Here is a 23049-nt window from a genome sequence, read left to right as displayed (position 1 = left end):
TGTCCATGTCGCTCGAACAAAAAAAGGGGAGCCGTTGCCGGCTCCCCTGTCGCTCTATCGATGGTGGTCCGGTCAGAAGCTGACGCGGACACCGGCGTAATAGCGGCGGCCGAGCGGATCATAGGTGCCCGCATCGGTATCCTGGCCGGCCGACGCGCCGATATCGGCGAGGTATGGCGGCTTGTTGTTGAGCAGGTTGGACCCGCCGACATAGAATTCGAAGCCTTCGCCGGCCTGGAAGCGGAGCTGCGAGTCGAGGTAGAATTGCGGCTTCACGCGGTAGTCGGGGTTGCTGCCCGGGCGGGCGCCCGTCAGCTGGTCGTCGAGGCTTGCCTGGCTGATCCATGTGCCCGTCATCGTCAGTCCGACGCCGTCGATGTCGTATGACGCGTTCGTCGTGAAGCGATCCCGCGATGCGCCGATTTCGCCGGCGAAATAGTCGCGCTCCGAACCCGGCAGCGGCACCGTGAACCCGCTGATCAGGTGTGTGTAGGACACCTTCATGCCGAGCGTCCCGCCAAGGCCGAGGCTCTCGAGATTCTGGCGATAGGCGACGGTCGTGTCGATACCCGACGTCTTGATGCCGCCGCTGTTGAGCGGGCTGCTGTTGACCTCGTCGAGCGAACCGGCGCTGTTCGCACCCTGCGCGGCAGCGCGGCGCACCACCAGATTGCAGAAGTCCGAGTTTTCCGCGTTGTAGCACTGGTTGAGGATGAACTGCAGCGGCGTCGTGGTGATCGCACCCTTGATCCGGATGTTGAAGTAATCGACCGTCACGACCAGATTGCGCAGCGCATCGATCGACCGGGGGTTGACGACAACACCGGCGGTGAACGAGTCACCCTTCTCTTCCTGCAGGTCAGGATTGCCGCCGGCGAAGCTGGTGATGCCCTGACGATCCGCCTGCCCGATCGTGAACTGACCGTTCTGTGCGATGTTTGCGGCAACACCGGGGGCTGCGCGGCAGTTGACGGCGAGCGTGCCGGTCGCGGCCGCGGTCACGCCTGCGCAGGGGTCGACCAGACCGTTCGGGAAGTCCTGCTGGTTCGGCTGGAACAGCTCGTTAATGTTGGGGGCGCGAACCGAGCGTGCCTGCATCACGCGGAAGCGGACGTCCTCGATCGGCGCCCACTCGCCGCCGTAGTTATAGCTGTAGGTCGTTCCGATCGTCGAGTAGTTCGACACGCGGATCGCACCGCGCACCGACAGCGAATGGAAGAACGGGCGATCCTGGAGCAACGGCACGATCGTCTCGGCGAAACCTTCGATCAGGTCGAAGCTGCCGCGCGTGGACGGCAGTGCGTTGTTACCATTCAGGCCCTGCTGCGTGAGAAGATCGAACACGTTGCTGCTCGTCTCGCGACGATATTCGGTGCCGATGCTGACGCCGATCGGATCCGCGCCGAACAGCGAGAACAGCTTGCCCGAGACGTTCGCGCCGCCAACCGTCTGCGTGACCTTCGTCGACAACGTCGTCGGCACCGCGAGGTACGAGGCGGCTGGTGTGAGTGCGCCCGCACCGTAGATGTTCGCAGGAATGCAGCCGGCTGCGCGTGCGGCGGGATCGGCGCAGACGATCTGGCCACTCGTCGGATCGCGATACGCATTGAGCGCCTGGGTGAAGTTCAGGCTGTTATACTGGCCGTTGCCGGTCTGGTTCTCGACCGTCTGGCCGTAGATGCCATAAACCTCGTAGTTGAAGCGGTCCTCGAGGAACTTGCCGTTGGCGCCGCCCGCAAACCGGAACAGCTCTCGGCTCGACGAGCTCGTGCGCGGACCGAAGTCGTTGAGGCGACGATCGAAGCTGATGTCGCGAAGACCATCGCCATTCGTGTCGGTGGCAGCGTTGAAGATCGCATCCGGCACGAACGGATTGCGGTACTGAACACCACCAACGATGCTCTCGATCGCGATCTGGCCGTCATTGGGAATATCGACGAGGTCGGAGCTCAGCGGGAATGCCTCGATGACCGTCTTGACCTTCGTCTTGGCGTAGTTGCCCTCGACGAACAGGTTGAGCGCGGGCGAAACCTCGAAGTTCGCACGACCCGCAGCGGTGTAACGCTCAACCGGCACCGCAAGATAGCGGAAGTCCGAGCGATTAAACCCAGGCGCGTCGGGGCACGCGGCGCTTGAACATTCGAAGAGTGAACCATCGGGGTTGTAGCTGAAGCCGCGACGGTTGTCGCCGGTACCCGTGACATAGCGTCCCTGTGGCGCAAAGCCCGACAGCAGCGTGCTACGCGTAAACAGGTCGGCATCGTTGCCGGTGGTCAAGCCGAGGCTGCTCGAGTCCACCGCGCTCGAACCGGCCTCGGTCGAACGATCCTTCTTCAGGACGGTGCCCTGCTTAGAATAGCCGCCGAACAGCATAATGTTGCCGCGGCCGTCGGCAAAGTTTTTACCGACCAGCGCGTTGACCTGGCGATCGGCGCCATCGCCATATTGCGAAATGCCCATCTGGCCGTCGAGCTGGATGCCCTCGAACTTCGTCTTGTAGATCATGTTGACGACGCCCGCGACGGCGTCCGAGCCATAGACCGCGGACGCGCCGCCGGTCAGGACGTCGACGCGCTCGAGGAACTGCGTCGGAATCACGTTGAGATCGACCGCGCTGCTGCCCGGAAGGCCCGCGACGAAGCGGCGGCCGTTGACGAGGACCAGCGTGCGGTCGTCGCCGAGGTTGCGCAGATTGACCGTCGCTACGCCCGCGCCCTGCGTCGCGAAGCTCGAGTTGGTGCGGCTGACGCCCGGCGTGCCGAAGGCCGGATTCTGGAGCAGGACGTCCTGCACGTTGATCGCACCGGCCTGCTGGATCTGTTCGATGCCGACGCTCTGGAGCGGCGAGGCGGCGGTGGCCGACGGCGATGCGATGCGCGAGCCGGTCACGACGATCTCGCCTGCCGGCGCTTCTGCAGCACCCTGCGGGTTCTGGTCCGTCGCGGTCTGGGTCGGGGTTGCCGGCTCCAAAGCCTCTGCTTGAGCGGCTGCCTCGGGCGTGGCCGCAGGCGTCGCGGGCGCGGTTTGTGCGGCAGCGGGGAGCGTGGAAACCGCAACGAGGAGGCTCGTGGCGAGCAGGCTGCGACGATAGGCTGGGGTCATTTAATACTCTCGACTGAAACATTCCGACGAAGGGGCAAAGCCGCTGACCTTCGTCGATGCGCCGCCGTTAGGCCGCGCGGCGCGGCCCGATCCACCCGATTGAGACGAATCGGATCGTTTTTTTACAATGTGTTTCATCCTTGCAACAGTCTGGAGGGATTGGGTTTCCAGCGCCTCGGGCTGACGCGCCGGAGCCGCCAAGCGTGCAGGTGAGGCACCCGATCAGCCGCATGCGATTTCCCGATCGCCGTCTTCCCCCGAGGGGCGCTGTTGGCGTAGACGGAGCCATGGCGGTTACCGTGTTTCCCGATCCCGTTGCGAAGAGTGTCTCCGGGACATGACGGTCCCCGGAACATGGGCGACCGTTCTGGCCGGCGTTGCGACGCTGCTGCTGCTCGGGCTCGGCGGGCTGCTGCTGTTCCTGGGATTGCGCGCGCGCGCCGGTGTCGCGACGACCCTCGCCGAGAATGCGACGATGCGCGCGTTGCTCGATGGGTCGCCGGCCGTCGCGACGGTCGTCCGCTCGGATGGACGAGTGGAGATGCCGCAGCGCATGGCGGACTGGCTGGGTATTCCGGCGCCACGCTATCTGATGGATCTGGCGGGTGAAGAATCCGGGCTCTCACCCGAGGATGCTGCCGCGCTGACTGCCGATGTGACCGCTGCACAGCGTTCGGGCCGGCCCTTCGTCCGTGCCGTCCGCCCCGTCGGTTCGACGCGGGCCATCACGTTACGCGGCGCGCGCGCGCCCGGTGCGATGGGGGCAACTGGCAGCATCCTGATCTGGGCGTTCGATGCAACGGACAGCGAATCCGAGATCAAGCGCCTCGGCACCGAGACGGCGCGGCTTGGTGCCGCCTATGACGCGCTGACCGGGCTGATCGAAGCCGCGCCGCTGCCGATGTGGTACCGGGCGCGCGATCTCAGGCTGTCGATGGTCAATTCCGCCTATGTCGCGGCGGTCGAGGGCCAGGATGCGCAGGACGTGGTCGCGCGCGGCCTCGAACTCGTCGAGGGATCGGGGCGCGGCGGGCCGCTGGCGGGTGCCGCCGCTGCGCGCGAGCAGGGGCGGCCGCACCAGCAGGTCCTGCCCGCGACGATCGATGGTGCCCGCCGTTCGCTTCAGATCTACGACGTGCCGCTCCCGACCGGCGGGGTGGCGGGCTTTGCAATCGACATCGAGGATCTCGAGCAGGCGCGCTCGGGCGCCAAGCGTTTCGCCGAGGCGCAGCGGGCGATGCTCGACCGACTGTCGGCGGGGGTCGCGCAGTTCGGTGGCGACCGCGGCCTGGTCTTCTGCAACCAGCCGTTCCGGCGGATGTTCGCGATGCGGGCGGAGTGGCTCGCCGACCGTCCCGAATTCGACCGCGTGCTCGAACGGATGCGCGAAGCGGATCGGCTCCCCGAGGTCCGCGACTTTCCGGCATGGAAGGCCGAACGTCGCGCATGGTTCATGCAGACCGGGACCATGCCGAACGGCGGCGCGAGCGAGGAGATCTGGCACCTGCGCGGCGGTACGCATTTGCGCGTCGTCGCCCAGCCCTTACCCGATGGCGGGCTGTTACTGATCTTCGAGGATCGCACCGAGCATGTTCAGCTCGCCAGCGCGCGCGACACGCTGCTCCGCGTCCGTACCGCCACCTTCGACAATCTGTTCGAAGCGCTCGGCGTGTTCGCCGCCGACGGCCGGCTGCAATTGTGGAACAACCGGTTCAGGGTGCTGTGGGGCCTCGAGGAGGAATTCCTTGCCGGCCATCCGCGTGTCGACGTCTTTGCGGATGCGGCCGCGGGCAAGTTGATGACGCCCAACCGGTCGGCGCTGATCCCCGATCTGGTGCGATCGGCGACCGCCGGACGGCAGCAGCGCGGGGGCCGCGTCGCCTTTGCCGACGGCCGGCATTTTGAGTTTGCAGGTGTCCCGCTGCCCGACGGCAACGCGCTGTTCACGATGCTCGACATCACCGACAGCCGGCGTGCGGAGCAGGCCTTGCGCGAACGCGCGAACGCGCTCGAGGCGGCGGACAAGGTGAAGACGGCGTTCGTCGCGAACATGAGCTATGAGCTCAAGACGCCGCTGACGTCGATCAGTGGTTTCGCCGAGATGCTGCACGGTGGCTATGCCGGGCCGATGAGCGAACAGGCCGGGGGGTATCTCGAGGCCATTCTCGAATCGGTCGAGCGGCTCGGGCTGCTGGTCGACGACGTGCTCGACCTGACCCGGACCGAGAGCGAGAGCACCGAGATGGTACGCACCGATGTCGAGCTGGCGGTGGTCGCCCGAGCTGCGGCAGGCTCGATCCAGGCTACCGCGCGGCGCCGCAAGCTCGACTTCGCGATCGAGATCGGGCGCTCGACCGGGCGCATCTGCGGCGATCCCAAGCGACTGCGTGAGATCGTCGAGCATCTGCTGCGTCACGCGGTGGCCGGTACGCCCGAGGGGGGAAGGATCCTCCTGCACGCCGACGGCAACGCGACGCATGCGCGGATCGTCGTGTCGGATGACGGCGCGGGGATGAGCGCGGAAGGTGTCGCGCATGCGTTTGACCGGTTCGCCGAATCCAAGACGATCGGCGATCGTGCGCTCGGGCTCGGCCTGCCGCTCGCGAAGCAGTTCGTCGAGGCGCATAATGGCACGATCGATCTCGTATCCGAACCTGGAAACGGTACGCTGATCACGGTCGAACTGCCGCGGAGATGATCATCACCTTGAAGAGACACGCACGCTGCCCGGGTTCGGTCGCATGACCGTGCTGCGGTTAGAGGATCCCGCCGCGACCGAGGCGTTCGGCGCGAAACTGGCAGCGCACGTCAAGGCGGGTGACGTGATTGCGCTGACGGGGACGCTCGGCGCGGGGAAGACGAGCCTGGCGCGCGGGCTGCTGGCGGCGCTCGGTCTGGTCGGCGAAGCGCCATCGCCGAGTTTCGCGATCGTCCAGCCCTATACACCCCCCGAGGTGCGTCTGCCCGTGCTCCACATCGACCTGTACCGGATCGACGATCCGGACGAGATCGTCGAGCTTGCGCTTGACGACGCTCGCTATGATTCCGTTCTGATCGTCGAATGGCCAGAGCGTGCGGGGCCAGACTATTGGCCGGACGCGCTTCGGCTCGACCTCACGATCGAACCGGACGGCACGCGCGGCTTGACAGCCGGAGTGCCGGAGGGTTGGACGCGGCGATGGCCGATATGACACCGCCGGCGGGCGCCGCCGCATTTCTCGACGCGCAGGGCTGGGCGGGGGCGACGCTCCTGCCTGTAGCGGGCGACGCGTCGTTCCGTCGCTATTTCCGCGTCGTCGCCGGGACACGCCACGCGATCCTGATGGACGCGCCGCCGCCGCATGAAGACCCGCGCCCGTTCATCGCGGTCGCGCAGTGGCTGGTCGAACGGACGTTCCGCGCACCCGCGATCCTCGCGAGCGACCTGACGCAGGGGCTCGTGCTGATCGAGGATTTTGGCGATGATCGGTTGCGCGAGGCGATCGACGCATCGTCCGACGAGGGCATGGCGCTCTATGCGCCCGCGATCGACCTGCTCGGGCGTCTTCACGCGCACCCGGCCGGACCATTCGCAGCCTACGACCGTGCCGTGCTCGCGCGCGAGGCCGCGCTCTTCGTCGACTGGTATTGCCCGGCCATCGGGATCGTCCCGGACCGGGCGGGCTGGGATGCGGCATGGGACGCCGTGTTCGATCACGGGATCGCGACCGACCCCGTCACCGTCCTGCGCGATTATCATGCGGAGAACCTGATGCTGCTCGCGCCGGACGGAGCGCTCGGCCTGCTCGATTTCCAGGACGCGCTCGCCGGGCACCCGGCCTATGACCTCGTGTCGCTGTTGCAGGACGCCCGCCGCGACGTCGATCCTGTGGTCGAGGCAGCGATGCTCGCGCGCTACCGTAAAGCGACGGGCGTCGGTGACGATTTCCTCGACGCCTATCACGTGCTTGGCGCGCAGCGGAACGCCAAGATCCTCGGCATTTTCACGCGGCTGTGGAAGCGCGACGGCAAGCCGCGGTACCCGACCTTGTGTCCCCGGGTCTGGACGTATCTCGAGCGTGACCTGGCCCAGCCAGTGATGGCGCCGGTCGCGGCCTGGTTCGATGCCAATGTGCCGGCCGCTCGGCGCGGCGACCCGCTGGCGTTGGCGGCATGAGCGGCCAGCGCATGATCCGTCCGATCCCGCGCGGGACGGTGCCCGAGACGGCGATGGTGATGGCGGCCGGGCTCGGCAAGCGGATGCGCCCGTTGACCGCGACGCGCCCCAAGCCGCTGGTCGAAGTGGCCGGCAAGGCGCTGATCGACCATGTCTTCGATCGGCTGCAGCGTGCCGGGATCGCGCGCGCGGTGGTCAATGTTCACTATCTTGCCGATACGTTGCAGGCGCATGTCACCGATCGTTACCCCGATATCGAGGTCGTGATTTCGGACGAGCGTCGCCGGTTGATGGAGACGGGCGGCGGGCTGGTTCAGGCACGTACCCTGCTCGGCGATGCACCGGTTCTGGTGGTCAACAGCGACAATCTCTGGATCGACGGACCGGTCGACGCGATCCGGCTGCTCGCGTCGCGCTGGGACGATGCGACGATGGATGCGCTGCTGCTGATGGTGCCGCTCGCCCGCGCGCACAATCATGGCGGTCCGGGCGACTTCCATCTCGCAGCGGACGGGCGGATCACCGGACGACGCAAGCCGGGGCGGGTCGCACCCTTCGCCTTCACGGGCATTCAGATCCTCCACCCGCGCGTCATCGCGGATTGGCCCGAGGGACCGTTTTCGACGAACCTGTTCTGGGACCGTGCGATCGGTGCGGGCCGGGCATTTGGCCAGGTCCACCAGGGCCTGTGGTTCGACGTTGGCACGCCCGGCGCAATTCCGAAGACCGAGGCGATCCTGGCCGGTGGCTGAACGGACGGGGCCGACCCTCTACACCATCCCCGCCCATCGCGCCTTTGCCGATGCGCTGGTCGCGGGGTTGCTCCGGCGGGCAGGGCAGGATCCGCTGGCGCTCGCCCGCGCGCTGATCCTGTTGCCCAACAACCGCGCGATCCGGGCCGTGACCGATGCGTTCGTGCGGGCGAGCGGCGGGGGGCTGGTTCTGCCGCGGATGATCGCGCTGGGCGACACGGGGCTGGGCGAAGCGGTCGGCGCCGCGCTCGATCCGGCGGACGATGCCGATCCGCCGCTGCCAGCAGTGCCGCCCTATCAGCGGCGGATGATTCTTGCGCGGCTGGTGTCGGAAGAACGCCGGCGTGGGGGGCATCCAATCGATGCCGCCGAGGCGGTCCGACTTGCCGGCGAACTCGCCAAGACGCTCGACCAGCTGCTCGTCGAGGAGGTTGCGCCGACGCTCCTGCACGAGATCGAACTGAGTCCCGAACTGACAGAACACTGGCAGCGCGCATTGTCGACGTTCGACGTCGTGTTGCAGCGATGGCCGGGCGAACTGGCCCGCCTGGGGCGGATCGACGCGGCGACGCGGCGCGCCGCGCTGCTCGACAGATTGGTCACGCGATGGCGTGCGACGCCGCCGGCCGGGCTGGTCTGCGCCGCGGGCGTCACCGACTCCGCGCCGTCGGTCGCGCGCGCGCTGCGCTGCGTCGCGGACCTGCCCGGCGGAATGGTGGTATTCGCGGATCTCGATCTGCACCTGCCCGACGAGGAGTGGGATGCGCTGGGCCCCCACCCGCGAAACCCGGATACCGGGCTGACGCGGCGGTCGATCGAAACGCATCCGCAATTCCATCTGAAGCTCCTGCTCGAGCGCATGGGCGTCGGGCGCGCCGAGGTCGCGACCTGGCGCGAGGGCGGTGGCCATGACGCCGACACGACGCGAAGCCGCGCGATCGCCAATGCACTGGCCCCCGCCGACTTCACCGGAAAGTGGACTCGGCTGGGCGCGGAGGATCGCCGCCTGAAGGGGGTGACGGTCGCCGAACTGGCAACCCCCGCCGAGGAGGCGCAGGCGATCGCACTGGCCCTGCGCGGCGTATTGGAGGAGCCGGGACGGACAGCGGCGCTCGTCACGCCCGATCGCGCACTGGCGCGGCGTGTCGCGGCGCATCTCGGGCGCTGGCAGATCCTGATCGACGACAGCGCGGGCCGGCCCTTGTCGATCCTCCCGCCCGGGACCCTCATCCTCGCGCTGGTCGAGGCTGCGGCACAGCGTTTCGCACCGCTCGCCTTGCTGGCGTTGCTGAAGCATCCGCTGGTCCGCAGTGGCGATACCCGGCTGTCGTGGCTCGACGGCGTTCGCGCGCTCGATCGCGCGTTGCGTGGACCGCGGCCCGCCGCGGGGCTCGATGCTGTCGATGCGCATCTGCGCGCCGGAACGGCGAAGCGCTGGTGGCCGGAGGCGCAAGCGCTGCTCACGCCGATCGCCACGGTTTTCGAACGCGGCGCCCAGCCGCTCGGCCCGTTGCTGGCAATCGTTCGCGAGACGGCCGCGGCGCTGTGCGGCGATGAACTCTGGGCCGGCCCCGCCGGGCGTGCCGCGGCGCAATGCCTTGCCGATCTCGAAATCGAAGCCGATGCCGGCCCACCGCTTGTCGATCCGGGCGAACTTGCGCAGCTCTTGCGGACCTTGCTCGACGAGGTTGCGGTGCGGCCATTGCAGGGCGCGCATCCGCGTCTGGCGATCTACGGACTGCTCGAGGCGCGATTGCAGACCGCCGACCTGATGGTCCTGGGCGGACTGAACGAGGGGATGTGGCCGGGTCGTCCCGCGCCAGATCCGTGGCTCGCGCCGCGGATACGCGCCGAGCTAGGGCTGCCGGGCCTCGAGCGGCAGGTAGGGACGTCGGCGCATGATTTCGCTCAGGCGCTCGGCGCGCCGCGGGCGATCGTCACACGTGCGCGCCGCGACGCTAAGTCGCCGGCGTTGGCGTCGCGACTTTGGCTGCGGTTGCAGGCACTTGCGGGGGACAGGTTCGAGCGCGCCGAGGCGCTCGAGGCGTGGACACGCGATCTCGACGATCCGCGGGCGCACCGGCCCTCCGACCGTCCGGCACCGTCACCGATCGCCGCGCTGCGGCCAAGGCTGATTTCGGTGACCGAGGTCGACCGGTTGAAGGCCGACCCCTATGCCTTCTACGCGCGCAGGGTGCTCGGTCTGATGCCGCTCGACCCGGTCGATGCGGATCCCAGCGCGGCGTGGCGTGGCACCGCGGTCCACGACATTCTCGAGCATTGGTGGAAGCACGACGCCTGCGCGATCGATGCATTGCGGCCGCGGGCCGAGGCGATGCTGCGCGACGAGCGGACGCACCCGATGATGCGTGCGCTCTGGCAGCCGCGGCTGCTCGAGGCGATCGACTGGATCGCGGGCACGATCGCGGCGCAGGCCGTCGATGGCCGGGTCGTCGCCAGCGCTGAAGGCAAGGGCGAAATCGCGATTGCGGGGGTAACGCTGCGGGGACGGTACGACCGTGTCGACCGGCTGCCGGGCGGGGAACTGGCGATCATCGACTACAAGACCGGCAAGCCACCCTCGGCGACCGCGGTGCGCGCCGGCTATAGTCTTCAGCTGGGTCTGCTGGGCCTGATCGCGGAGCGCGGCGGCTTTGCCGATGTCGCGGGCAAGGCGGGTGCGTTCGAATATTGGTCGCTTGGCAAGAAGCGCGATGCGTTTGGCTATGTCGAGAGTCCGGTCGACCCCGAAGGCAAACGCGATAAGATCCCGACCGCGGATTTCACCGCGACGGCGGCACACAACTTCACCGAGGTCGCGGGCAACTGGCTCACCGGCAGCGCCGCCTTCACAGCCAAGCTCGTGCCGGAATACGCCCCCTATGCCGAGTATGACCAGCTGATGCGCCGCGACGAATGGTATGGCCGTGAATAGCGGCGAGCTCCGCACATTGCCCCGTCTCAAGGGCGCGCAGGCGGCGGCGAGTGACCCCCGCGCTCATGTCTGGCTGTCAGCATCGGCGGGAACCGGCAAGACCCAGGTTCTGGCGGCGCGCGTCTTCAGGCTGTTGCTCCGCGGTGTCGATCCGGGCGCGATCCTGTGCCTGACCTTCACCAAGGCGGGTGCCGCCGAAATGGCGCAGCGGATCAACGGGCGTCTTGCCGCATGGGTGCGGATGCCCGGTCCCGCGCTGGGTGCCGATCTGATCGCCCTGGGGGAGGTCCCGGACCAGGCGTTGCAGGATCGTGCGCGGACGCTGTTCGCCAAGGTGCTCGACGCCCCGGGGGGCGGGTTGCGGATCCAGACGATCCACGGCTTCTGCCAGGGCCTCCTGGCGGCGTTTCCGGTCGAAGCCGGGCTGACCCCGGGTTTTCGCCCTCTGGAGGCACGCGAGGAAGCCGGGCTTGCGCGCGAGGCGCTGGCGGGGATGCTTGCGGACGCCGAGCGTGAGGGGCGGGAGCGTCCCGTCGAGATCGTCGGCCGCTTGTCGCTGCGGATGGGGGAGGGCGGTGCGGAGGGGTTCCTCATGGCCTGCGCCCGCGCGCTGCCCGCGCTCGAGGCGTTGCCGTCGGGTATCCGGCCCTGGTTGCGCCGGACGCTCGAGCTGCCCGCCGGCGATATCGACGAGGCGGTCGCGGACTGGTGCGAAGCGCTGGATATCGATGCCATCACGCGGATCGGCGCGGCCAACCGGGCGTGGGGAACCGCGACCGGCCTGAAGCAGGCGGCCACGGTTGAGGCGTGGCTCGCGTCGCCGGACCGTGCGGCTATGCTTCCCGACCTCGCAGGCGTCGTGCTGACGGCCAAGGGGGAGCCGCGCAAGGCGCAGAAGAAGCTGATCGATCTCGAACCTGACTATGAGATCCTGGCACAGGATGTCGGCGCGGCCTGTGCGGATATCGCGTCGATGATCCAGCGCGTGGCCTATGCCGATCTTCTCGCCGATGGGCTGGAGGTCGGGCGCGACTATGCGCGTGCTTATGCACTCGCGAAACGGCGCGTCGGCGGGGTCGATTTCGACGATCTGATCGCGACCACCGTTGCCTTGCTCGACCAGCCCGGCATTGGCGAATGGGTCCGATACAAGCTCGATCAGGCGACCGAGCATGTCCTGATCGACGAGGCGCAGGACACCAATGCCGACCAGTGGCGGATCGTCCGCGCGCTCGCCGACGAATTCTTCGTCGGGCGCGGCATCTATGCGCCGTCGACGCGCACGCTGTTCACGGTCGGCGACTGGAAGCAGGCGATCTTCGGCTTCCAAGGAACCGACCCGTTCAACTTCGCCGCCGCAGAGCTGCATTTCGGGCGGCGTGCGCGCGAGGTTGCGGGCGACGACGAATGGCCGGAGGCGGAGCGGGGCCTGCCGCTTGAGCGGCTGTCGCTGACCCACTCCTTCCGATCGACCCGGCCGATCCTCACGTTCGTCGACGCCGCGGTAGCCGCGGCGGGCGAGCCCGGCCTTGGCGCGATCGGCGAGCTCGAGGTCCATGCGAGCGAGGTCAAGGGCCCGGGCAGCGTGACGCTATGGTCACCGGTCATCGCAGGGGGAAGCGAGGACGACGAGGAGGGCTGGGTCGACGATGCGGTCCGCAAGCTCGCGGGTGATATCGCCAAGGCGGTCCGGCGCTGGCTCGCCCCCGATGGGATGATGCTCGAGAGCAAGGGGCGACGGCTCCGCCCTGAGGATGTGATGATCCTCGTGAAGCGGCGCGGCGATCTCGCGTCGCTGATCGTCGCGCGGCTCTATGCCGAGGGCGTGCCCGTCGCGGGCGTCGATCGGCTGCGTCTGAACGCGCCGCTCGCCGTGCAGGACCTGCTCGCGACGATCCGCTTCGTGTTGCAGCCGGAAGACGATCTGAGCCTGGCATCGCTGCTCGTCTCGCCGCTGATCGGCTGGACGCAGGACGAACTGATGGCGGCGGCGCCGCGCGAGGCCGGGCCGTTGTGGCGGCATCTTCAGCGGACGCAGTCCGCCGAGCGCCTCGCGCCGCTGCTCGCGATGCTCGCACGTGCGGACATCGCAACGCCATATCAGTTTCTGGAGGAGCTCCTGTCCGGGCCACTCGACGGACGGCGCAAGCTGATCCTGCGGCTGGGGACCGAAGCGCGCGATCCGATCGAGGAACTGCTCAACGCAGCACTGACGTTCGAGAGCAATACGACACCGTCGCTGCAGCGCTTTCTCGACTGGTTCGATCGCGGCGATGTCGACATCGTCCGTGATCCGTCGGCGCCGCTTGATGCGGTGCGCGTGATGACCGCACACGGCGCCAAGGGCCTGCAGGCACCGCTGGTGATCCTTGCCGATGCGACCGCCGACCCCGCCGCCGCACCGCGATCGATCCTGAAATGGACTCCCGAGGATATGGTCGCCCCGTTGCCGGTGTTCCGCCCGCGCAGCAGCGAGCGGGGTGGCCCCCTTGATGCCGTGGTGACGGCAGCCGAGCGGCGCGAACTGGAGGAGCATTGGCGGCTCTTCTATGTCGCGGCGACCCGCGCCGAGGAACGTCTGGTCATCGCGGGTGCGCTCGGTACGCGGGCGCAGGGCGTTGCGCCGGTGACGAGCTGGTATGGCACCGCGGATCGTGCACTGACGGCGTTGGGCGTGGCGGATGCCGAGGGCGAGCGGGTCTTCGTCGGCGACGGGACGGAGCTTCCGGTACCGGTCAAGCCCGCGGCGAACGACGTTGTCGTGCCTTCCCGGACGCTACCCGACTGGGCCCGGCACGCGGCACCGAAGGAGTCACGACCGTCGCGCCCGCTGTCGCCGTCTGCGCTCGGCGAAGATGCGGTGTCCGACCCGCCGCCGACCCCGGAGATGCGGCTTGCGGCCGAACGCGGCGCGTTGATCCACAAGCTGCTCGAGCGCCTTCCCGCTGTCGACGGCGGTTCGCGGGCGGCGGCGGCGGATCGCTGGCTCGGCCAGGCCGGCGGTGTCCTCGATCCCGCCGCGCGTGCGGAAATCGCAGCGAGCGCGATCGGCGTGATCGAGGATCCGCGCTTCGCTGACCTGTTCGGTATCGACTCGCTTGCCGAAGCGCCGATCGCGGCGACGTTGGCGGACGGCATCGTGGTATCGGGAACGGTCGACCGGCTGCTGATCGGCGCGGAGACCATCCGGGTGATCGATTTCAAGACCGGGCGGCGTGCGCCGTGCGGACTCGACGAGGTGCCGGACTATCATCTCAAACAGATGGCGGCCTATGCGGCGGCGTTGCGGGTGATCTTTCCGGGGCGGACGATCGATGCGGCGTTGCTCTACACCGCGGCACCCCAATTGATCGGGATATCGGCCGATATGCTCGACAGGCACAAGCCGCGCTATGCGATGACGGAGCAAAGCTAGGCTGTCGACGGTTGAGACGCGTGCAGCCGGACCCTAGATTACGGTATAACGAAGGAGATATTTCAGTGGCGACCAAGCAGATCACCGATGCGAGCTTCAATGCCGACGTGCTGAACGCCGACGGCCCCGTGCTCGTCGATTTCTGGGCCGAATGGTGTGGGCCGTGCAAGATGATCGGGCCGAGCCTCGAGGAGCTGTCCGAGGAGCTGGGCGAGAAGGTGACGATCGCTAAGCTCAACATCGACGAGAACCCCGATGCGCCGGGCCAGTATGGCGTGCGCGGGATCCCGACGATGATCCTGTTCAAGGGCGGCGCCCCGGCAGCAACCAAGGTTGGTGCGGCACCCAAGGGTCAGCTCAAGGCGTGGCTCGAGGGCGAACTCGCCTAAGACGGTACGCGCCGCTACCGCCACCTCAGCCTTTTTTGGAGGTGGCGGCTAGAGGTGAGCTCAGCTTCGATAGTCGGCGTTGATCGAGATATAGCCGTGCGTCAGGTCGCAGGTCCACACCGTGGCCGCACCGTCGCCCAGCGCTAGATCAACGCCGATCTCGATGTCCCGCCCCTTGAGATGGTCCGCGACGGGCGCCTCGTCATAACCGCTGAGCGCGAGCCCCCCCTCAGCCACTTGCGTATTGCCGAACCGGATCGACAATGTGTCGCGGTTGGCGGGCTCTCCTGCCTTGCCGACGGCCATCACGACACGACCCCAATTGGCGTCCTCGCCGGCGACGGCCGTCTTGACCAGAGGCGAGTTGGCGATGCTCATCGCGATGCGGTGGGCGCTGCGGTCGCTGTCCGCGCCGGTTACTTGGATCTCAATCAGCTTCTGCGCGCCTTCGCCGTCGCGGACGACAAGCAGGGCAAGCTGATGGCATAGATCGACCAGTGCCGCGCGGAACGCGTCCGCGCCGATGCTGTCGTCGTCGCTGAGCGGGGCGTTGCCGGCCTTGCCCGTCGCGAATGCGAGCACCGTGTCGCTGGTCGAGGTGTCGCTGTCGACGGTGATGCACGAGAAGCTCGGCGCATTGGCCTTGGACAGTGCAGCCTGGAGAAACGCGGGCTCGACCGCGGCATCGGTAAAGATGAAGCCGAGCATCGTCGCCATGTCCGGCGCGATCATACCCGAGCCCTTGATGATGCCGACCAAAGTGACGGTCCGATCGCCGATCACCGCGGTCGTCACCGCGCCCTTGGTGAAGGTATCGGTGGTCATGATCGTCGCGGCGGCGTCCTCCCAGCCGCACGGTGCGGCCGCGAACGCAGCGTCGAGCCCGGCTTCGGCCTTGTCGATCGGCAACGGCACACCGATCACGCCGGTCGAGGCGACGAACACGTCCGAAGGCTGACAGCCGAGATGCGCTGCCGTGCGTGCGGCGATCGCCTCGACCGCTGCACGGCCACGCGCACCAGTAAAGGCGTTCGAATTGCCCGCGTTGACGACGAGCGCGCGCGCCTGGCCGAGCGTCAGTGCCGCACGGCACCACTCGACTTCGGGCGACGGACATTTGCTCTGCGTAAGGACGCCCGCAACGACCGTCCCCGGATCGAGCGTCACGAACGTCAGGTCGCATCGGTCCCAAGCCTTGTAGCCGGCACGCGCAACATGCGGCACGACCCCGTCAATCAAAGGGGCGGCGGGGAAGGGCAAGGCGAGCGGCGAGATCTGCATCCGGCCTTCATAGTCGCTGCGGTCCGGCCCGCAAGATCGCGGGTTGCGTCTGACAGCCGCCCGTCGACCGGTGTCCGGTGCGGTTGGGGGCTATAGAATGACATCGGCGTGCTTCGGTGGTCGGCGAGCTCCGTCAGGGTCGTCATTCATACGCACGACGCCGTCCCGTTACGGATCGAGCGTCCGCGCGTTCGCCGGATGCTTCCGTCCGACGAATGGTAGATTTTACACGCAAGCTCGCATACAGCCGGTCCCGCATGAACCTGCTGCTCCTCCTTTCTGCCCTCCTGTCCGCGCTGACCGGCGCGGTGCCGGGTGTGCGTGGGCAGTCCGCACAGGCAGTAGCGCAGGGTAGCGTTTGCGCGCAGACCGCCGCGGTGGCGGTGGCAAAGGTCGCGGTACGACCGGTCGCTGCGCTTCCCTCGCTCGACGACGTTGCCACCTCGGCGAGGCTTCCCGTCGTCGCGATCATCACGGCTCCTATCTGGATGGACCGTCGGCGCGAATAGCGTCGCGCGCCTGATCTCTCGGCCTGCGGGCCATTCCTCCTCTTTGCGCGCGCGCGCCCGCGTGCCGTCGCGCCCTATAATCAGGAAATCAGCCCATGTTCGGTGGCTTTGCCAAATCGCTGTTCGGATCGTCCAACGACCGTTACGTCAAATCGCTCAACCCGATCCTCGCGAAGATCGCATCGTTCGAGCCTTCGCTCGTCGCGATGTCGGACGAGGAATTGTCCGGGCAGACCACGAAGTTCCGTTCGCGACTCGCAAACGGCGAGAAGCTCGACGACTTGCTTCCAGAGGCATTTGCCACGGTGCGCGAGGCGGCCAAGCGCGTGCTTGGCCAGCGGCATTACGACGTGCAGATGGTGGGCGGCATCGTCCTTCACCGCGGCGAGATCGCCGAGATGCGTACCGGCGAGGGCAAGACGCTCGTCGCGACGCTCGCGACCTATCTGAACGCACTGCCGGGCGACGGCGTCCACGTCGTCACGGTCAACGACTATCTGGCGGCGCGCGACGCGGAGTGGATGGGGCAGGTCTATACCTTCCTTGGCATGACGATCGGCGTGATCGTGCCGAACCTGTCGGACGAGGAGCGTCGCGCCGCCTATGCCGCCGACATCACCTACGGCACGAACAACGAGTTCGGCTTCGACTATCTGCGCGACAACATGAAGTATGAGCGCAGTTCGATGGTGCAGCGCCGCTTCAACTTCGCGGTGGTCGACGAGGTCGATTCGGTCCTGATCGACGAAGCGCGTACGCCGCTGATCATCTCGGGGCCGACCGACGACAAGTCCGAGCTGTATATCCAGGTCGATGCGGTCGTGAAGCAGCTCGTCCCCGGAGACTATGACAAGGACGAGAAGCAGAAGACGATCATCCTCACCGAGGACGGCACCGAGAAGGTCGAGCGGATGCTCGAGGCCGCGGGGCTGCTCGAAGGCGCGAATCTGTATGATTTCGAGAACACGCAGGTCGTGCATCACCTCAACCAGGCGCTGCGCGCGATCGTGATGTTCAAGTCGGACATCGACTACATCGTCAAGGACGGCAAGGTCATCATCATCGATGAGTTCACCGGTCGCATGATGGACGGCCGGCGCTGGTCGGACGGCCTTCACCAGGCGGTCGAGGCCAAGGAAGGCGTCCAGATCGAGCCTGAGAACCAGACGATGGCCTCGATCACGTTCCAGAACTATTTCCGCATGTACCCCAAGATCGGCGGCATGACCGGTACGGCGGCGACCGAGGCGGCCGAGTTCTACGACATCTACAAGATCAACGTCGTCAGCATCCCGACCAACGTTACGGTCAAGCGCGTCGACGAGGAAGACGAGTTCTACAAGGACACCAAGGACAAGTTCGCGGCGATCGCCAAGAAGATCAAGCATCACGCCGACCTCGGTCAGCCGGTGCTCGTCGGCACGGTATCGATCGAGAAGTCCGAACTGCTCAGCGAGTTCCTCGTCGGCGAGGCGGTCGAGCACAAGGTGCTGAACGCGCGCTTCCACGAGATGGAGGCGCACATCGTCGCGCAGGCCGGGCGCAAGTCCGCGGTGACGATCGCGACCAACATGGCGGGCCGTGGCACCGACATCAAACTCGGGGGCAACCTCGAATTCCGCATGCTCGACGAACACCCCGACCTCGTCGAGGGCACGCCCGAATATGCCGCTGAGGCGGCGCGGATCGAGACCGAGATCGAGGCCGAGAAGCAGGCAGTGCTCGCCGCGGGTGGCCTGTTCGTGCTCGGTACCGAGCGCCACGAGAGCCGGCGCATCGACAACCAGCTGCGCGGGCGCTCGGGTCGTCAGGGTGATCCCGGCCTGTCGCGCTTCTATCTGAGCCTCGACGACGATCTGTTGCGCATCTTCGGGCCAGACACGCTGTTCGCCAAGATGATGCGCAACAATATCGAGGACGGCGAGGCGATCGGCAGCAAGTGGCTGTCGAAGGCGATCGAGACGGCGCAGAAGAAGGTCGAGGCGCGCAACTACGACATTCGCAAGCAGGTCGTCGAATATGACGACGTGATGAACGAGCAGCGCAAGGTCATCTACGAGCAGCGCGCGGACATCATGGATGCCGACACCGTCGGCGACGTGGTGACGGACATGCGTGCGGAGACGGTCAACGTCATCGTCGGTGAGGCATGCCCCCCCAATTCCTATCCGGAACAGTGGGACATTGCGGGGATGAAGACGCGGCTGACTGAGGTGCTCAACCTCGAGCCGCAGATCGAGGCGTGGCTGCTCGAAGAGGCGATCGATCCCGAGATCGTCGAGGAACGCATCCGCGCGATGGCGGACGAGGCGATCGCGACGAAATCCGCAGACCTCGACACCGAGACGTGGACGTCGGTCGAGAAGTCGATCCTGCTGCAGAATCTCGACCATCACTGGAAGGAGCATCTGGCGACGCTCGACGCCCTGCGCCAGGTCGTCCATCTGCGCGCCTATGCGCAGAAGACGCCGATCAACGAGTATAAGCAGGAGGCGTTCTCGCTATTCCAGCGGATGCTCGAGACGATCCGCGAGGACGTGACCAAGACGATCGCCCACGCGCAGTTCCAGATCCAGGCACCGGTCGGCCTGCCCGAGCTGCCCGATTTCATCACGACGCATTTCGACCCGTTCACCGGCGAGAATGACAGCCTCGACCAGGCACGCGGCATGTCGGGCCACATCACGTCGCAGCTTCCGCCGATGCAGATTCCGCAGCCCCAGGCCGCGGATATCGGCGAGGATCCGGCGAACTGGGAAGGCGTGGTCAGCCGCAACGCGCCATGCCCATGCGGGTCGGGGCGCAAATACAAGCAGTGCCACGGCGCGGTCTGAACGCTGCTTTGACGGGCCGGCCGTTTAGCGACCGCGCCCGGGTGGCGGCATAGCAGGCAATAAAAAGCCGGGCCGTCCCACATGGACGGTCCGGCTTTTGCGTGTAGGCTTGGTTGCGGCGGTGCGGCCGCGACGCTGCTTACTTTGGCAGGATGACGCTCGGCCCGATATTGTCGACGACCTGCTTGGCATTGAACGCACGAATGTTGTCGCGCGGGATCGGCCCCTTGCGCATCACGATCTCGGCGGTTGCTTCGTAGCGGTCGATCGTGCGGACGTCGAAGTCGTTGCCCCATGGGCCACCGAAACCGCCGCCGCCAAAGCCACCGAAGCCGCCACCGATATAGGGATCCCAGCTCCGCCAGCCGAAGCCGCGGCCGCGATAGCGCCACGACGGGCCCCAATAGCCACCAAAGCCGCCATAACCGAACCCGCCACCGATTCCCGGGGTAGAATAGGTGCGCGACTGAAGACTTGTATCGCGGTCCGCCATCAGGAAATAATCATATCCCTGCTGGAGCGTGAGTTCGGCCGCGCGGAAGAAGAGGTAGCGTTCGACGGTGTCGCGCGAGGTGACGCTGTTGCCCGCGAAGCTGACGAGGAAGCGGTTATCTTCGATCCGGCGATCGCTATAGCCGGTTCGGTTGAACCCCTGGCCAGTGGCCGGGCGGTAGGTGGTTTCGGTCGCACAACCCGCGACCAGCAACGTGCTCGTGGCGAGAGCTGCCAGCAGGACCTTGCGACCAGGCATGATGAACATGATTGTCGTCTCCGTTCGCGGCGAATGCGGCGAAACGCCTTACATTAGCCTTCAGTGGTGGAACGGTTGATGAACGGGATTGGTCCACGGGTCCATGACGGTGATTGAATAAACCACCTCGGCGCTGTCATAGGCCGTCGTCTGCGACGCAGGATCATTCCCCGATCAGATGAAGCGCCAGCGAGCGACCATGGGGACGACGGCGATGCTCGAACAAGTAGATTCCCTGCCACGTGCCGAGGGCGAGCGTGGCGTCGATCACTGGGATCGACAATTGTACCTGCGTGAGAGCGGCGCGCAGATGCGCCGGCATGTCGTCGGGCCCTTCGTCATCGTGCAGATACGAACTCGATTCCGGCGCTATGCGCTCGAAATAAGCCTCGATATCCGTTCGGACCTCGGGCGCGGCGTTTTCCTGGATGAGCAGCGATGCGGAGGTATGGCGACAAAACACCGTCAATAACCCGGACTGCATCGCCTGCGCATCGACCCAGCGCCGGATCGGGGCGGTAATGTCGACCAGCCCCTGCCGGCGGGTATCGATCGTGATCTGGGTCGTGGACTGCCGCATCGCTGCGCTCCTATGTGACTGCCTAGCCGGTCAGGTCCGTGACGATGCTCAACGCCTGTCGTCACGGCCTTGGTCGCCGTCGGCATCCGCCGGGACGTCGCGACCCAAATTGATCTCGTCATAGAGTTTGAGAAGATCGCTGACCTCCGCGATGACGGTTTCCTGCTCGGCGCGCCAGCGTGCCGTCGCGTCGTGCGTCGGCGTGCCGCACTTGCCATCGTGAAGCGTGAAACCTTGATCGATCAACCAGATGGTATCCGCCGCACGGGCCCGCTGCCGCCGCAGATGGAATACCCATTGTTCGATGACGCCGGAAGGAACGAGTCTGTCGATTTCACCCATGGTCGGCGCCTACCCGACCTGCGTCATGCTTGTACAGCAGACGTTGCCGGTGGTCCCGAATGCCGGAATCTCGACCCGGGAAACGGGTCTTGTGGAAGGCTGGAAAGTTCCGCCGGTTTTCGCCAAAACGCCTCGATTCAGCACGCTTTCGGGAACCGCTCACGACCAAGCGTGTTGAAAAGGTGGTAAAAAGCGTGTGTATTTCGACTGCCATCCTGTCACCGGAACCCGATCAATGCCTGTTATGTCCCACCGACCCGAGCGCGACCAGCCCTCGTTTCACCGCGTCGATCAGTCTCCGCCACGCCTGTCAGACCGCTATGGCGCAGACCGGCTTGACGCCCTTTACCGGCGTGCCGCGGCCGATCGTGACCGGTTTCGCCAGCAGCAGCTGATCGCGATGCAGCCAAGCCTGCTCGAACGACTGCTCGGCAAGTTTCGCCGCTAAAAGGGGTCGACTGATAGCTACGCGTCGACCGGGAAGGTCGTCGCATGGCGCAGTCCCTGAATTTCCGCCCAAGTGATGGGCCGGTCACGACCGACGCATTCGATGATCAATGAGTCGGCATCTTCGGCGGACAGTTCGTCCGCGGCTTTTATCATGTCTTCCAGCGAGCCCGTAGCGAGCTGCTCATCCGCGACCGGCACCGCGTCCTCGCCGTCGACAGGGCTTTCGGTAACCGCGCGTCGGAGCAGTTTTGCCGGCATTTTCCACATTGTCTTGAACACGTTTACGCTCCAGCCCCCTGGCACGACCGCGATGCCGCAGGTTGCGCCAGTGGTCCAGACCATCGCCGCATGCCTGCGCCGATCGCAGCATCCCACGCGACGAATCGCACGATCCGTCCGATACGGTTGATATTAGTGGTCGCGATGCGGTCTGTGTTTCGCGTCTCGATCGTTAGGATGGCAGCTGTCAGCCCGTCGGCACCATCGGACTGTACAGTGCTATCGGCAGCCCGCTACGTCAGCTCTTTTTCGTGATGCCGCGCACTATCGCACTTAAAGCTCTGGATCGGGTTTGTCCCGAAGAAGGCGCGCTGGTGGAGCCGAGGGGAATCGGTTAAAATCCCCGTAAGCGCTGAAAAGCAAAGGACTTTTATTTCGGCGTCGGGACCTTTGTGTTAGCCCTTTGTACTAGCTGAGGCAAGGGGTCGGCTCAGGTAGTCACGTTGACCGGAGCCACATACAGTCGCTGCTCGGTCGCAGGCCATCGAAGGTCGCCAGTATTGGGATTGATGTTGGGATCATCCCAGCAGTATGCCGTATGGTATGCGCGGCAGGTTCTCGCCCGAACTCCATTAGGCAACCGATAACCCATCTTGATGCCAATAGTGGGAATGCGCTTCGTATCATCGTTAGGGACGACCGACTCGACCTGAAACGTGTAGTTTTCGCCCGGCAGCAAGGAAACGGTGACTGAGCCTTGGCGGGTGAACACGTCACTGTTGAAGAACGGCAGAAAGTAGTCGTCTACCGCGCGATTATCGTACCTAAAGGTTTCTGCAATACAGCTTACGTCAATCGCCGGAGTCCTGCCAATATTGGTGGCTTTGACGACCGTTGCTGCCGTATACCCAGCTTCATAACCGCTTGCCCAACCCGGTTCGACAGAGAACTGCATCCAAGGCCGAAGGTCAACTTCTGCGGCCTGAAACGCTTTCTTGGCGTATCGAGCGGCAAGGAACGCCGCAACTGTCGTTAGAAGCCCTAACAAAGCTCCGATGATGCCGAGCCAGAAACTAGCCTCGGACCATTTTAGGGCAGCGGCGGAAACATCTACGGCTGACCACTGAGCGCATAGCTCAGATGATCGATCGGACGGCTTGCCTAAGCAGCCCCTATCAGGCTTAGTCTGCGGCAACGGAGCTACAGTGGCTTGAACCTTGGCAGGAGAATTCTGGATTGTCGGCGCTGGCGCATTGGCCACTCCGATCAGAAACGTTGTTGCTATTACTGCATGGCGCTTTGTCACAGCTATACCGTAGCCGCCTACGGCCTAA

At 66.0% G+C, this 23049-nt stretch carries 17 protein-coding genes; 10 read left to right on the top strand and 7 right to left on the bottom strand.

Translation table 11 applies throughout. The features are described 5' to 3' along the window. Positions 1-72: 72 nt before the first annotated feature. On the bottom strand, positions 73-3102 hold the full coding sequence (locus ASE89_RS07385) for a TonB-dependent receptor plug domain-containing protein (protein ID WP_056675644.1): 3030 nt from the start codon (positions 3100-3102) through the stop codon (positions 73-75). Positions 3103-3439: 337 nt separating this feature from the next. Here ASE89_RS07385 and ASE89_RS07380 point away from each other — a divergent pair, with 337 nt between their 5' ends. From ASE89_RS07380 to trxA, 7 genes are all read left to right on the top strand, one after another. Next, positions 3440-5800, top strand: a complete 2361-nt coding sequence (locus tag ASE89_RS07380; protein WP_056675642.1) for a PAS domain-containing sensor histidine kinase — start codon at positions 3440-3442, stop codon at positions 5798-5800. A gap of 43 nt (positions 5801-5843) precedes the next feature. Further along, positions 5844-6293 (top strand): tRNA (adenosine(37)-N6)-threonylcarbamoyltransferase complex ATPase subunit type 1 TsaE, encoded by a 450-nt coding sequence (gene tsaE / locus ASE89_RS07375; RefSeq protein ID WP_056675641.1) that lies wholly within the window; start codon positions 5844-5846, stop codon positions 6291-6293. After that, the gene (locus tag ASE89_RS07370) at positions 6290-7258 is read left to right on the top strand and encodes an aminoglycoside phosphotransferase family protein (protein WP_168427607.1); all 969 of its coding nucleotides are present in this window, start codon (positions 6290-6292) and stop codon (positions 7256-7258) included. The genes tsaE and ASE89_RS07370 overlap by 4 nt, the downstream gene beginning before the upstream one ends. Next, complete coding sequence (locus ASE89_RS07365) at positions 7255-8010, top strand: nucleotidyltransferase family protein (protein ID WP_056675639.1); 756 nt, start codon at positions 7255-7257, stop codon at positions 8008-8010. The genes ASE89_RS07370 and ASE89_RS07365 overlap by 4 nt, the downstream gene beginning before the upstream one ends. Next, positions 8003-10945, top strand: coding sequence for a double-strand break repair protein AddB (gene addB, locus ASE89_RS07360; RefSeq protein ID WP_056675636.1), 2943 nt, complete (start codon positions 8003-8005; stop codon positions 10943-10945). Before ASE89_RS07365 ends, addB begins: the two co-directional genes overlap by 8 nt. Continuing rightward, complete coding sequence (gene addA / locus ASE89_RS07355) at positions 10932-14360, top strand: double-strand break repair helicase AddA (protein WP_056675635.1); 3429 nt, start codon at positions 10932-10934, stop codon at positions 14358-14360. The genes addB and addA overlap by 14 nt, the downstream gene beginning before the upstream one ends. Positions 14361-14425: 65 nt before the next feature. Then, positions 14426-14749: a thioredoxin TrxA gene (gene trxA, locus ASE89_RS07350; protein ID WP_031393340.1), complete on the top strand. Its 324-nt coding sequence runs from the start codon at positions 14426-14428 to the stop codon at positions 14747-14749. 60 nt (positions 14750-14809) lie between these two features. Here the strand turns inward: trxA and argJ are convergent, their stop codons facing one another. Next, positions 14810-16030 carry a bifunctional glutamate N-acetyltransferase/amino-acid acetyltransferase ArgJ gene (gene argJ, locus ASE89_RS07345; RefSeq protein ID WP_056675634.1) on the bottom strand — a complete coding sequence of 407 codons (1221 nt, stop codon included), beginning with the start codon at positions 16028-16030 and terminating at the stop codon, positions 14810-14812. A gap of 257 nt (positions 16031-16287) precedes the next feature. Between argJ and ASE89_RS07340 the strand changes: the two genes are divergently transcribed. Beyond that, entirely contained in the window at positions 16288-16539 is a 252-nt protein-coding gene (locus tag ASE89_RS07340) for a hypothetical protein (RefSeq protein WP_152555339.1), read from the top strand. A gap of 95 nt (positions 16540-16634) precedes the next feature. Then, positions 16635-19373 (top strand): preprotein translocase subunit SecA, encoded by a 2739-nt coding sequence (gene secA / locus ASE89_RS07335; protein ID WP_056675633.1) that lies wholly within the window; start codon positions 16635-16637, stop codon positions 19371-19373. A 139-nt stretch (positions 19374-19512) separates the two neighbouring features. Here secA and ASE89_RS07330 read toward each other — a convergent pair whose 3' ends face one another. The 3 genes from ASE89_RS07330 to ASE89_RS07320 form a co-directional block, all read right to left on the bottom strand. Continuing rightward, a complete protein-coding gene (locus ASE89_RS07330) occupies positions 19513-20133 on the bottom strand; it encodes a CC0125/CC1285 family lipoprotein (protein WP_192003145.1) in 621 nt (206 codons plus the stop codon). Between the two features lie 154 nt (positions 20134-20287). Then, a complete protein-coding gene (locus tag ASE89_RS07325) occupies positions 20288-20704 on the bottom strand; it encodes a secondary thiamine-phosphate synthase enzyme YjbQ (RefSeq protein ID WP_031439041.1) in 417 nt (138 codons plus the stop codon). 48 nt (positions 20705-20752) lie between these two features. Next, positions 20753-21046, bottom strand: a complete 294-nt coding sequence (locus tag ASE89_RS07320) for a hypothetical protein (protein ID WP_056675632.1) — start codon at positions 21044-21046, stop codon at positions 20753-20755. A gap of 244 nt (positions 21047-21290) precedes the next feature. On the opposite strand from ASE89_RS07320, the gene ASE89_RS07315 reads away from it, so the two are divergent. Further along, complete coding sequence (locus ASE89_RS07315) at positions 21291-21494, top strand: hypothetical protein (protein WP_031439040.1); 204 nt, start codon at positions 21291-21293, stop codon at positions 21492-21494. Between the two features lie 17 nt (positions 21495-21511). On the opposite strand, the gene ASE89_RS07310 is transcribed toward ASE89_RS07315, so the two are convergent. Continuing rightward, on the bottom strand, positions 21512-21838 hold the full coding sequence (locus ASE89_RS07310; protein ID WP_056675631.1) for a hypothetical protein: 327 nt from the start codon (positions 21836-21838) through the stop codon (positions 21512-21514). 367 nt (positions 21839-22205) lie between these two features. After that, positions 22206-23021, bottom strand: a complete 816-nt coding sequence (locus ASE89_RS20255) for a hypothetical protein (RefSeq protein WP_156363348.1) — start codon at positions 23019-23021, stop codon at positions 22206-22208. Positions 23022-23049 lie beyond the last annotated feature (28 nt).

This window comes from Sphingomonas sp. Leaf30, assembly GCF_001422525.1.
Classification (GTDB): Bacteria; Pseudomonadota; Alphaproteobacteria; order Sphingomonadales; family Sphingomonadaceae; genus Sphingomonas; species Sphingomonas aerolata.
This window is presented reverse-complemented; position numbering and strand designations above follow the sequence as displayed.

Excerpts from the sequence above, each read along its gene's own strand:
- ASE89_RS07385 (WP_056675644.1), bottom strand. The coding sequence starts at position 3,102 with ATGACCCCAGCCTATCGTCGCAGCCTGCTCGCCACGAGCCTCCTCGTT.
- ASE89_RS07380 (WP_056675642.1), top strand. The coding sequence starts at position 3,440 with ATGACGGTCCCCGGAACATGGGCGACCGTTCTGGCCGGCGTTGCGACG.
- tsaE (WP_056675641.1), top strand. The coding sequence starts at position 5,844 with ATGACCGTGCTGCGGTTAGAGGATCCCGCCGCGACCGAGGCGTTCGGC.
- ASE89_RS07370 (WP_168427607.1), top strand. The coding sequence starts at position 6,290 with ATGACACCGCCGGCGGGCGCCGCCGCATTTCTCGACGCGCAGGGCTGG.
- ASE89_RS07365 (WP_056675639.1), top strand. The coding sequence starts at position 7,255 with ATGAGCGGCCAGCGCATGATCCGTCCGATCCCGCGCGGGACGGTGCCC.
- addA (WP_056675635.1), top strand. The coding sequence starts at position 10,932 with ATGGCCGTGAATAGCGGCGAGCTCCGCACATTGCCCCGTCTCAAGGGC.
- argJ (WP_056675634.1), bottom strand. The coding sequence starts at position 16,030 with ATGCAGATCTCGCCGCTCGCCTTGCCCTTCCCCGCCGCCCCTTTGATT.
- ASE89_RS07340 (WP_152555339.1), top strand. The coding sequence starts at position 16,288 with ATGAACCTGCTGCTCCTCCTTTCTGCCCTCCTGTCCGCGCTGACCGGC.
- secA (WP_056675633.1), top strand. The coding sequence starts at position 16,635 with ATGTTCGGTGGCTTTGCCAAATCGCTGTTCGGATCGTCCAACGACCGT.
- ASE89_RS07330 (WP_192003145.1), bottom strand. The coding sequence starts at position 20,133 with ATGTTCATCATGCCTGGTCGCAAGGTCCTGCTGGCAGCTCTCGCCACG.
- ASE89_RS07325 (WP_031439041.1), bottom strand. The coding sequence starts at position 20,704 with ATGCGGCAGTCCACGACCCAGATCACGATCGATACCCGCCGGCAGGGG.
- ASE89_RS07320 (WP_056675632.1), bottom strand. The coding sequence starts at position 21,046 with ATGGGTGAAATCGACAGACTCGTTCCTTCCGGCGTCATCGAACAATGG.
- ASE89_RS07315 (WP_031439040.1), top strand. The coding sequence starts at position 21,291 with ATGTCCCACCGACCCGAGCGCGACCAGCCCTCGTTTCACCGCGTCGAT.
- ASE89_RS07310 (WP_056675631.1), bottom strand. The coding sequence starts at position 21,838 with ATGGTCTGGACCACTGGCGCAACCTGCGGCATCGCGGTCGTGCCAGGG.